The 12483-nt window shown below is 46.2% G+C and carries 9 protein-coding genes; all 9 read left to right on the top strand.

Annotated features, from left to right (window positions below; translation table 11 throughout):
- Window positions 1-42: 42 nt before the first annotated feature.
- The 9 genes from nuoH to DXD04_RS04960 all read left to right on the top strand — a co-directional run bounded on the left by nuoH (window position 43) and on the right by DXD04_RS04960 (window position 12417).
- The gene (gene nuoH / locus DXD04_RS05000) at window positions 43-1134 is read left to right on the top strand and encodes an NADH-quinone oxidoreductase subunit NuoH (protein ID WP_117671403.1); all 1092 of its coding nucleotides are present in this window, start codon (window positions 43-45) and stop codon (window positions 1132-1134) included.
- Window positions 1135-1150: 16 nt separating this feature from the next.
- Complete coding sequence (locus DXD04_RS04995) at window positions 1151-1600, top strand: 4Fe-4S binding protein (RefSeq protein ID WP_007557854.1); 450 nt, start codon at window positions 1151-1153, stop codon at window positions 1598-1600.
- 16 nt (window positions 1601-1616) lie between these two features.
- The gene (locus tag DXD04_RS04990) at window positions 1617-2132 is read left to right on the top strand and encodes an NADH-quinone oxidoreductase subunit J family protein (RefSeq protein WP_007557855.1); all 516 of its coding nucleotides are present in this window, start codon (window positions 1617-1619) and stop codon (window positions 2130-2132) included.
- A 12-nt stretch (window positions 2133-2144) separates the two neighbouring features.
- Window positions 2145-2462 (top strand): NADH-quinone oxidoreductase subunit NuoK, encoded by a 318-nt coding sequence (nuoK, locus tag DXD04_RS04985; protein ID WP_007557857.1) that lies wholly within the window; start codon window positions 2145-2147, stop codon window positions 2460-2462.
- Between the two features lie 26 nt (window positions 2463-2488).
- Window positions 2489-4378 (top strand): NADH-quinone oxidoreductase subunit L, encoded by a 1890-nt coding sequence (gene nuoL, locus DXD04_RS04980; RefSeq protein WP_117671401.1) that lies wholly within the window; start codon window positions 2489-2491, stop codon window positions 4376-4378.
- A 21-nt stretch (window positions 4379-4399) separates the two neighbouring features.
- Complete coding sequence (locus DXD04_RS04975; RefSeq protein WP_117671399.1) at window positions 4400-5881, top strand: complex I subunit 4 family protein; 1482 nt, start codon at window positions 4400-4402, stop codon at window positions 5879-5881.
- 24 nt (window positions 5882-5905) lie between these two features.
- Window positions 5906-7324: an NADH-quinone oxidoreductase subunit N gene (locus DXD04_RS04970; protein ID WP_117671397.1), complete on the top strand. Its 1419-nt coding sequence runs from the start codon at window positions 5906-5908 to the stop codon at window positions 7322-7324.
- Between the two features lie 247 nt (window positions 7325-7571).
- Window positions 7572-10616: a SusC/RagA family TonB-linked outer membrane protein gene (locus DXD04_RS04965; protein ID WP_117671395.1), complete on the top strand. Its 3045-nt coding sequence runs from the start codon at window positions 7572-7574 to the stop codon at window positions 10614-10616.
- Between the two features lie 13 nt (window positions 10617-10629).
- Entirely contained in the window at window positions 10630-12417 is a 1788-nt protein-coding gene (locus tag DXD04_RS04960; protein ID WP_117671393.1) for a RagB/SusD family nutrient uptake outer membrane protein, read from the top strand.
- Window positions 12418-12483: the final 66 nt, after the last annotated feature.

Raw genomic sequence — 12483 nt, 5'->3', positions numbered from 1 at the left:
TCAGGAACAATCATTACAGAAAACTGAAAAAATAAAAGAATTATGTTTTTAGATTATTATAATCTCAGCCCGCTGCTCATGCAGATTCATGCATTCCTTTGCAGTGTAATGCCTGAATGGCTGGCACTGACATTGGAAGGACTCGTTGTGGGAGTATTTATCCTCGTCATGTACGCGGTACTGGCCATCATTCTTATCTACATGGAACGTAAAGTCTGTGCGGCTTTCCAGTGCCGTATCGGCCCGAACCGTGTAGGAGGAAAAGGAGGTTTGTTGCAAGTACCTGCCGACGTATTGAAAATCCTTACCAAGGAAATCATCAGCCTGAAGCATTCCGACCATTTTCTTTATGCTTTGGCTCCGTTCCTGGTAATTCTTGCTTCCATTCTGACATTCTCTTGTCTTCCATGGAATAAAGGTGGAGAAATCCTTCACATGAACATCGGTATCTTCTTTGTGCTGGCAGCTTCTTCCATCGGTGTATTGGGTATTTTGCTGGCCGGATGGAGTAGTAACAGTAAATATACATTGATTGGTGCCGTACGAAGTGGAGCCATGATCATCAGCTACGAGCTTTCTATCGGCCTCAGCGTACTGACCATGGTCGTAATGAGTGGTGCCATGGACATTCAGACCATCGTAGAAGGTCAGGCTAACGGATGGAACATTTTCAAGGGACACATTCCTGCCATCATGGCTTTCATCATCTACCTGATTGCCGGAAACGCGGAAGCCAACCGCGGTCCGTTCGACTTGGCAGAAGCAGAACAAGAGTTGACTGCCGGATACCACACGGAATATTCGGGTATGCATTTCGGATTCTTCTATCTGGCCGAATATTTGAACCTGTTCATTACTGCCGGTATCGCCACCACGTTGTTCTTGGGAGGCTGGATGCCCTTGCACATTGCCGGACTCGACGGACTTAACATGGTGATGGACTACATCCCCGGATTTGTATGGTTCATTGGAAAGACCTTCTTCATCGTCTTCCTGCTCATGTGGATTCGCTGGACCTTCCCCCGTTTGCGTATCGACCAGGTACTGACACTGGAATGGAAATACCTGATGCCGCTCTCACTGGTCGTATTGTTATTAATGACCGTATGCAAAGTATTTGGTCTGACATTTTGATTAAAAATTTTTGACTATGAATGGATTTAAAGAATATTTAAAAGGATATGTCGGTGGAGTCAAAAGCCTGCTGGTAGGTATGCGCACTTCCATGAAAGTATTCTGCCAGAAGAAGATTACCGAACAGTATCCTGAAAACCGCCATACTACACTTCACATTCCGGAACGTCACCGGGCCATGTTGGTGATGCCGGTGGATGAAGAAGGAAATCACCATTGCATTGCCTGCGGACTTTGTCAGATGAGCTGCCCGAACGGCACCATCCGGCTGACCACGGAAATGCGTGAGACGGAAGACGGTAAAAAGAAAAAATTCCTGGTGAAATACGAGTACAACTTAGGCTCTTGCATGTTCTGCATGCTGTGCGTCAATGCCTGCCCTCACAATGCCATTCAGTTTACGAATGACTTTGAGAATGCAGTATTCCAGAAAGAAAAACTCGTCATGACACTGAACAAGAAATAAATAAAACGAAACGGATATGAATATATCACTTCAAGAAATCGTATTTTATATCGTAGGAGCCTGTATCATTGCTTGTTCCATTTTAGCTGTCACTACAGGAAAAATCCTGCGTGCCGCTACTTATCTGCTGTTCGTTCTTTTAGGTACGGGAGCCATCTACGGAATCCTGGGCTATACCTTCCTGAGCGCTGTACAGCTGATGGTTTACGCCGGAGGTATCGTGGTGCTGTATGTATTCTCCATCCTGCTGACCCAGTCGGACAAGAATATGAAGTACAAGATAAACCGCGCCAAGCTCATCAGTGTATTGCTAACCATTGTTATCGGCGCAGCCCTCGTGCTTTTCTTAGTCATGACCAACGGATTTGCCCTGAACCTGATTCCGCAAGGAGTAGAACTTCCGGTAGAAAACATCGGACATGCCTTGATTGGTACAGGGAAATACCAGTTTGTATTACCATTTGAGGTAGTCAGTGTATTGCTCTTAGCTTGTATGATTGGTGCGATACTGATTGCACGTAAACAAAAATAACACAGTAAGATTATGGAAATAGAAATTCATGTAGTTCACTACCTCGTCATCAGTACCGTCATGTTGTTTTGCGGCATCTACGGATTCTTTACCCGCAAAAACTTGCTGGCTTTGCTGATTTCGGTAGAATTGATGCTTAATGCAACCAACATCAATTTCGCGGTATTCAACCGTTATCTTTTCCCCGGACAACTGGAAGGCCATTTCTTCAGCCTGTTCGGCATAGCCATTGCCGCAGCTGAAACGGCTGTAGCCATTGCCATCATTATTAATGTGTATCGCAACCTGAAACAGGTGCTTACCGATGATATTACTGACTTGAAAGGATAACTTTCTCACATTTTATTCAATTGCTTATGGATTATACAATTCTGATACTTGCCCTCCCGGTGCTGAGCTTCCTGGTTCTGGCATTGGCCGGCATGAAAATGCCTCATCGCGTAGCAGGCACAATCGGTACCCTATCGTTAGGAGCGGTAGCCGTGCTGAGCTATCTGACGGCATTCAATTATTTCTCTGCTCCACGTACTGCCGAAGGCCTCTACCCTACGCTGACTCCGTGGAACATTGAATGGCTGCCGTTCACTTCCTCCCTTCACATCGACATGGGTATTTTGCTCGATCCGATTTCCGTCATGATGCTGGTGGTTATTTCCACAGTGTCACTAATGGTACATATCTATTCTTTCGGCTACATGAAAGGTGAAGTCGGCTTCCAGCGGTACTACGCTTTTCTGTCGCTGTTTACCTTCTCTATGTTAGGCCTGGTGGTAGCTACCAACATTTTCCAGATGTATGTGTTCTGGGAACTGGTAGGTGTGTCTTCCTATCTGCTTATTGGTTTCTACTACACCAAACCGGAAGCAATCGCTGCCAGCAAGAAGGCCTTTATCGTCACCCGTTTTGCTGACTTGGGCTTCCTGATTGGTATCCTTATCTACGGATACTACATGCAGACTTTCACCTTCAACCCTGGAACCGAACGCCTGATGCAGGCCGGAATTGTGCTGCCCTGGGCATTGGGACTGATGTTCATCGGTGGTGCCGGAAAGAGTGCCATGTTCCCGCTGCACATCTGGTTGCCGGATGCCATGGAAGGTCCGACACCGGTATCTGCCCTGATTCATGCCGCTACCATGGTAGTAGCCGGAGTGTATCTGGTAGCCCGTATGTTCCCCTTGTTCATCGGCTTCGCGCCGCACACACTCCACTTGGTAGCCTGGGTAGGTGCTTTCACCGCATTCTATGCCGCAAGCGTAGCTTGTGCACAGAGTGACATCAAACGTGTGCTGGCCTTCTCTACCATCTCACAGATTGGTTTCATGATGGTGGCACTGGGTGTATGCACGGCTGCCAACCCGCACGAAGGCGGTTTAGGTTACATGGCCGGTATGTTCCACCTGTTCACACACGCCATGTTCAAAGCCCTGCTCTTCTTGGGAGCCGGATGCATCATCCACGCCGTACACAGCAACGAAATGGAAACCATGGGCGGTCTGCGCAAATACATGCCGATTACCCACATCACCTTCCTGATTGCCTGTCTGGCCATCGCAGGTATCCCTCCGTTCTCCGGATTCTTCTCAAAAGATGAAATCCTGACCGCCTGCTTCCAGTACAGCCCCGTGATGGGATGGATTATGGCCATCATTGCCGGAATGACCGCTTTCTATATGTTCCGCTTGTACTACTGCATCTTCTGGGGAAAGGAAAACAAGGAACTGCATGCACACCACATGCCGCATGAAAGTCCGCTGACCATGACTTTCCCGCTGATGTTCCTGGCGCTGGTCACCATCGTAGCCGGTTTTATTCCTTTCGGACATTTCGTTTCAGCCAACGGTGAATCCTACGACATCCACCTCGACTGGACAGTAGCCGGTACGAGTATCGCTATTGCCGTCATCGCCATTGCCTTGGCTACCTGGATGTACGCCCGCGAACAGCAGCCTGTAGCCGACATGCTCGCCACACGCTTCAGCACTCTGCACCGTGCGGCCTACAAGCGTTTCTACATGGACGAAATCTGGTTGTTCGTGACCAAGAAAATCATCTTCCGCTGCATCTCTACTCCATTGGCATGGTTTGACCGCCACGTCATCGACCAGTTCATGAATTTCATGGCCTGGGGTACCAACGCAGCCGGAGAGACCGTACAGCCCATACAAAGTGGAAAGGTACAAACCTACACGCATTATTTCCTGGCAGGAATCATTGTCCTGACAATTATCTTGCTGTTGAACTAAAAAAGAAGAACTTATACGCTTATGAATATATTAAGTCTTTTCGTATTGATACCCCTGCTGATGTTGTTGGGACTATGGATTGCCCGCAACGTCAATCAAGTCAGAGGAGTGATGGTGGCCGGTTCCACTTTATTGCTGGCGCTTGCGGCTTACCTCACGGTGTCTTACATCGGACAGCGCCATGCGGGAGCTACAGCTGAAATGCTTTTCACAGACAGCATCGTATGGTATGCCCCGCTTCACATCTGTTACTCTGTAGGAGTAGACGGTATCTCCGTAGTGATGCTGCTGCTGAGTGCCATCATCGTATTTACCGGTACATTCGCTTCCTGGAAGCTGAAACCGCTCACCAAAGAATATTTCCTGTGGTTCACCCTGCTGAGCACCGGAGTATTCGGATTCTTCATCTCAACCGACCTGTTCACCATGTTCATGTTCTATGAAGTGGCTTTGATTCCGATGTTCCTGCTGATTGGTGTATGGGGAAGCGGCCGCAAGGAATACGCTGCCATGAAGCTGACCTTGATGCTGATGGGTGGTTCTGCCTTCCTGCTGATTGGTATCCTGGGCATCTACTACGGAGCCGGAGCCGAGACGATGAATATCCTGGAAATCGTGCAGCACAAGATACCGACCGAAATGCAACGTATCTTCTTCCCGATGGTCTTCCTGGGATTCGGTGTGCTGGGTGCCTTGTTCCCCTTCCACACATGGAGCCCCGACGGTCATGCTTCTGCCCCCACGGCCGTAAGTATGCTGCACGCCGGTGTATTGATGAAATTAGGAGGTTACGGATGTTTCCGCATCGCCATGTACCTGATGCCGACCGGTGCCGCTATCTGGGGCGATTTCTTCCTGGTACTGACCACCATTTCCGTGGTGTACGGAGCGTTCAGTGCCGTGGTACAGACCGACTTGAAATACATCAACGCCTACTCTTCTGTAAGCCACTGCGGACTGGTATTGTTCGCTCTGCTGATGATGACGCGCGTGAGTGCTACCGGTGCCATCCTGCAGATGTTGAGCCACGGCTTGATGACCGCCTTGTTCTTTGCCCTTATCGGTATGATTTACGGCCGTACACACACCCGTGACATCCGCTGTCTGGGCGGACTGATGAAAATCATGCCTTTCCTGGCCGTGGGTTATGTCATTGCCGGTCTGGCCAACTTAGGTCTGCCTGGGCTGAGCGGTTTCGTGGCTGAAATGACCGTATTCGTAGGTTCATTCCAGAATCCGGACCTGTTCCACCGCACTTGTACCATCATCGCTACGATGAGTATTGTCATCACGGCTGTGTACATCCTGCGTGTAGTAGGAAAAATCCTGTATGGCACCTGTCAGAACCCGGAACACCTGAAACTGACCGACGCTACCTGGGACGAACGTTTTGCCGTAATCTGCCTGATTATAGCTGTAGCCGGACTGGGACTCGCTCCTTACTGGGTCAGCAATGTCATCAGCGGAAGCGTAGAACCTATTATCAGCCAACTTATCCGATAACCTGAATAAACTAAAAGAAATTATATGAGCGAATTATTAACCATGCAGGCTGAAATAAGCCTGGTCGCCATTATCCTCTTCATGCTGTTGGCAGACTTGATACTGAAAACGCCTAATCACAAGCCGCTTCAGACGCTGGCCTGCACACTGATGGTCGTACAACTGGTCTTAAACATTGTACCCGCCAGCGGAGAAGCCTTTGGAGGAATGTATCATGCCAGCCAGATGGCATCTGTTGTAAAAACCATACTGACTGCCGGCACGCTGCTCGTATTCCTGCAGTCGGGTGAATGGCTCTCACGCGAAGATACCCGTCACAAAGCCGGAGAATTCTATATGCTGACACTCAGCACGCTGCTGGGTATGTATTTCATGGTCAGCGCAGGCAGTTTCATTCTGTTCTACGTAGGCCTGGAACTGGCCAGCATCCCGATGGCCTGTCTGGTGGCTTTCGACAAATACCGCCATCACAGCGCGGAAGCAGGAGCCAAGTTCATCCTGAACTCCATGTTCTCTTCTGCCCTGATGCTTTATGGCATCTCCATGGTATACGGTACAACCGGTACCACCTACTTTGCCGACATCACCACAGCCCTGACCGGAACCCCGCTCCAGGTAATGGCGATGGTATTCTTCTTTGCCGGACTGGGCTTCAAGCTGAGTCTCGTGCCTTTCCACATGTGGACACCCGATACCTATCAGGGAGCTCCGACCAATGTATCGGCTTACCTGTCAGTCATCTCCAAAGGTGCAGCCGCTTTCGCTCTGATGAGCATCCTGATAAAAGTATTCGGACAGATGGTAGCCGACTGGAGTCTCTTGCTGAGCATCGTCATTGTGGTCACCATCACCATTGCCAACATCTTTGCCATCCTTCAGGAAGACTTGAAACGCTTCATGGCTTACAGTAGTATCTCACAGGCCGGTTATATCATGCTGGCTGTATTGGGAGGAAATGAACAGGGAATGGCTTCACTGGTGTACTACATCGTGGTCTATATCGTAGCCAACCTGGCTGTGTTCGGTGTCATCAGCACCATAGAGCAGCACACCGGAGGAAAGGTGGACAGAAGTACCTACAACGGATTATACAAGACCAACCCACGCCTGAGCTTCGTCATGACACTGGCGCTGTTCTCACTGGCCGGTATCCCTCCGTTTGCCGGATTCTTCTCTAAATTCTTCGTCTTTGCCTCTGCTTTCCACAGCGGCCACTGGCTGGTAGTGTTCCTGGCATTGGTAAATACGATTATTTCACTCTACTATTACCTGCTGATTGTGAAAGCCATGTACATCACTCCAAACGATGCACCGGTAGCCACCTTCCGCACACCGGCTCTGGCCCGTACAGGTCTGTTTATCTGCCTTATCGGAGTCATTGTATTGGGTATCTGCAGTGGAGTGTATGAACTGCTTAATCATGTAGCTGGACTGGGATTTTAACCTCACATACCCCTATCAAAAGGAACAGAAAAGGCTGTCTCACAATGAGATGGCCTTTTCTGTTTCTTTTGATGGAAGAAAACTAAAACGATAAAATATTTTTAGTCAAAATAGTTAAACAACTATTTTTTTAGAAACAGCGAATAATAAAATAAATTTATTCCAAAACATTTGTGTTTTATAAAAAAATATTACATTTGCGGCAAAGCTAAAATATAATATAAAACCATTATCAACACTAATCACTATGAGTTCAAAAACATGTTTTGCAAAAAGTAGTTGCATCGTATTGGCGAGTGCTTTTTTCTGCACCTCTTTGCCAGCTCTTGCAGCTTCTTCTACAGCCGGAACAAATCTGGCCATTCAGCAACAAGATCAGAAGCTAAAAGGACAAGTCATTGATGCCCAAACAGGCGACCCCGTAATCGGAGTAAATGTACTTGTAAAGGGAACTACTAACGGAACCATTACAGACATTGACGGAAAATATGAGTTAAATGCCCCAGCTGGTGCCGTACTCCAGATTTCTTTTATCGGCTACAAAACAGTAGAAATAACCGCTACCGCCAGTGAACAAACTATCAAGTTACAGGAAGATACTGAAACTTTGGAAGAAGTAGTTGTAGTAGGTTATGGTGTACAGAAAAAAGAGAGTTTAACCGGTGCCATGTCTACACTGAAGGAAAACAGACTGAAAGATGTTACTACCCCAACAGTGGAGAATATGTTAAACGGTAAAGTATCCGGAGTGTATGTAGCACCAGGTTCAGGACAACCGGGTTCCAATGGAGCCGTACAAATCCGCGGACGTGCCACTCTAAGTGGAAGTACCTCTCCGCTGTGGGTAATAGATGGAGTAATCGTGGGTGAAGACCCTGGTGTATTAAACCCATCGGATATTGAAAATATGACTATCCTGAAAGATGCTGCCTCTACTGCCATCTATGGTTCACAAGGTGCCAATGGTGTTATCATTGTAACTACCAAGATGGGTAAAAGCGAGAAAATGAAAATCAATGCTTCCATCAAGATGGGTGTCAGCACGATGACAAATGGAAAGATGGAAGTCATGAATGGAGCCGAACTATACGATTATTATGCTTCGTTCCCTAATCAGGAAAGCATCAAATTCTCACGCTGGAATCCTGAATTAAGAAACGCTAATTTTGACTGGGGAGAACTGGCCTCACAAGCAGGATTTACTCAGGACTATAATATTTCGTTATCCGGAGGAAGTGAGAAAATGAGTTCTTATTTCTCATTGGGATATTATAGTGAAGAAGGAACCGTAAAAGGTTATAAATATGACCGCTACAGCTTCCGTTACCGCTCTAATTACAAGCCGTTCTCCTGGCTGACTATCAAACCGAACATATCTGGTTCAATGAAAAACACGGATGATTCTCAATATGACTATACAGCCAAATATACAATGTTCCCTTGGGATAGTCCATACGATGAGGATGGCAACCTGGTTCCCGACCGTTACAGCGGATGGGTAGATAGCTCAGACTCAAATTACCTGAACTCCCTTTCTTACGGAAATCATACTACAAGAAAAACGTATGAATTCTCCGGAAACTTTGACTTTGATATAAAAATTACGGATTGGCTGACCTTTACATCTGTCAATAACTATCGCTGGACAGGATATTTCCAATCAGCCTATACAGACCCACGTACAGAAAGTGCATCTGGAGTACAAGGACGTGTAGAAGAAGAACAGACCAACAACATACAACGATATACCAACCAATACCTGACATTCAACAAGATATTCGGAAAACACTCCGTACAGGCATTGCTGGCATATGAATTTATGGATACATCTGCCAAAGTAATCAACGCCAAAGGTACTGGTATCGTTTCTGGCTTTGAGGTACTGGATGCAACCGCTACCCCTGAAGAAGTTGGAGGAAACCTTACTGAATGGGCTAAACAGTCAGTTTTTGCCAAGGCAAACTATACTTACGACAACCGTTATCTTGCAGAAGTATCTCTTCGCCGAGACGGGGCTTCAAACTTTGGAGATGATAAGAAATACGGTAACTTCTTCTCAATCAGTGCAGGATGGAACATCAACCGCGAAAAGTGGTTCAAAGCCGACTGGGTAGACGTATTAAAGTTACGTGCATCTTATGGTTCAGTAGGTAATATTCCATACTCTAAATATCCGCAATACGGCTTGTACTCTGTTTCTTCTAACTACAATGGTATTCCTGCTATTCTTATCAGCCAGGTTGGCAACAAGGACCTGACTTGGGAACAGACTTATACCGCTGGAGTAGGTATTGATGCTAACTTCTTCAACAACCGTCTGCGTTTCGTATTCGACTACTACAATAAATACACTTCCAACATCTTATATCAGGTTCCGGTTTCCGGATTGACAGGTATCACCAGTCGTTGGCAGAACGTAGGAGAAATGCGCAACTCTGGTATTGAAATCACCATTGGTGGAGACATTATCCGTACAAAAGACTGGTTATGGAGCCTTGACCTGAACATGGGTTATAACAAGAACAAGCTTGAAAAGCTGTATGGTGACGACCCGAACATGATGATTATCGGTGGTGGTGGTAACGATACAAGCATCGCCGGAGCAGCAGAAAAAGTGTTGAAAGTAGGTTATAGCACCGACCGTTACTATCTGCGCGAATGGGCAGGAGTTGATCCGAAAAACGGTGCTCCTCTGTGGTATAAAAACGATGGTAGCGGAGAAACAACCAGTAATTATTCTGAAGCTAAACAAGTAATGACAGAAGCTACTTCACCAAAACTGTTTGGTGGATTCAATACCTCTCTGACATGGAAGAACATTGACTTGAACGCTTCATTCGGATTCTCACTCGGAGGTAAAATCTATAACTATTCCCGCCAGGAATACGACTCAGATGGTGCCTATACAGACCGTAACCAGATGAAGCTGATTGACGGTTGGTCACGCTGGGAAAAAGAAGGCGATATTGCCACTCATCCTGCTGCCTCTTACGGAAACAAGAGCAACTCAAACAAGGCATCTACCCGTTATCTGGAAGATGGAGATTACCTGAAACTGCGTTCTCTGTCTATCGGTTATAACTTGAACCTGTCTAAATATTATATCCAGAACATGCGTATTTATTTCACAGCTGAAAATGTATTTACACTTACAGGATTCTCAGGAATCGACCCTGAAGTCCCGGCATATTACGATGAAACTACCGGTACCTACAAGTCAATCGGTACTGCAGGAGCAAACCTTTATCCATCTACACGTAAATTCATGTTCGGTATCAATTTAACCTTCTAATTAGCACACACTTATGAAAAAGATAACTTCAACTATACTTTTATCCCTGAGTATCACAGGAGGAGTATTTACGTCTTGTGACATAGACCGATTCCCCAATAATTACATGGCAACCGACCAAGTAGCAGACAACCAGGAAGTACTTTTTGACAACATGCTGAACGGTATGTATGCACAGCTGAAAACATGGTCTGACCCTATGCACCGTTTAGGCGAATACGCTGGTGACAACATGATGATTCGCGGTGCCTCTACTGATGCCTTCTACGAATTCATCACTTACTCACGCACCCCAGATAACTACCGTCTGCAGAACTTCTGGGACTATGGATACAAAGCCATTGCACAGGCCTCAAATATTATCAACATGGCCAAAGAAACAGATGATCCGGAAATTAAAAGCAAATTAGGAGAATGCTACTATGTACGTGGTATGATGTATTTCTACCTGTGCCGTGCTTTCGGGCGCCCTTATTATCAGGCTCCTGATAAGAATCTTGGAGTTCCTATCGTAAATGGAACTCCTAGCGAAGAGGAAATCTCAAACCTTTCTCTGCCAGACCGTTCTACGGTAAAAGATACTTATCAACAAGCGATTAATGACTTGCGTACAGCTGAAAGTCTGATTACAACCTCATTCAAGAGTGCGGACTATGCGTCAAAAGAAGCAGCTCAAGCCATGCTGTCACGAGTATATCTGTACATGAGTGGAACTTATGAAAATCCCAATACAGAATATGCCGACTCTGCACGCTATTATGCCGACCTCATCATTAACTCACCTCAATTCCGTTTGGTATCACGCGAGGATTACATGAAATCGGCCAGAACAGCTCCTGAAAACTATCCGGAAGCAATCTTTGTCATCAAACGTCTGGCCACCGACTTTCCCGGATTTGATTACTACTATGGCATCGGAGGTATGTACTCCAACATCGGTGGTATGGGATGGGGAGAAATGTATGCCAGTGCCAAGTACATCGAACTGCTGGATGAGACCAAACGTAACGACTGGAGAAAAGGTGATGAAGGAATTGTAGATGCTCGAGCTAAGTTCATTGAACCTCAATATATTACAGATGACAACGGAAAATACACAGAAGTTCTGCGTTTCATTACTCCCAATACTGCAGGAACAGGATATACTTATGTTCAGCTTCCTGTAAATGAGGGAAGAACAGAGTGCTGGACTGTAGACGAAAACAATAAGCCCAAAGACAGATATCCTATCAGCCTTTATTCAGGCCGCACTCCTGAAGAAGAATATTACACCATCAACTATAATGGTGCTACATACACAGGTGTAATTGATTATAAAATGGCTCTCAACAATGGTTACCCGATGTTCTACATCACTAAATGTTCACGCGAGGATAATCTGGAATCACAACTGCATTCACCCATCATTTCGCGTCTGGATGAAATGTACCTGAACCGTGCAGAAGCTTACGTAAAACTAGGACAGCTTGAAAATGCAAGAATTGATGTCAATGAAATACGTAAGCGTGCCATCAATGAACAAGCGACTTATGACTCAAATACTTTCTCAGCCAACGCTGCTGAATTGGTAGACAAAGAACGTCAATTGGAACTGGCTTATCAGGCAGAACGCAGCTACGATGTATTCCGTAACGGTGGCACACTGACCAGACAATATCCGGGACCTCATCCTACAAGTGATGTACTGGCCACTGACTATCGTGTGACTTACTATATACCACAGACAGCTATTAACTCTTACCCGAACGGAAGCACATTAACTCAGAATCCGACAAGTGATGAAGGGGTTATTCTTCATTAATGAAAAAATCTGACAAGACTTTATACAAGCTGCCTCATTCTACTGGATGGGGCAGTTTTTTTACAG

This window comes from Phocaeicola plebeius, from assembly GCF_003437535.1.
Lineage (GTDB): Bacteria > Bacteroidota > Bacteroidia > Bacteroidales > Bacteroidaceae > Phocaeicola > Phocaeicola plebeius_A.
This window is presented reverse-complemented; position numbering and strand designations above follow the sequence as displayed.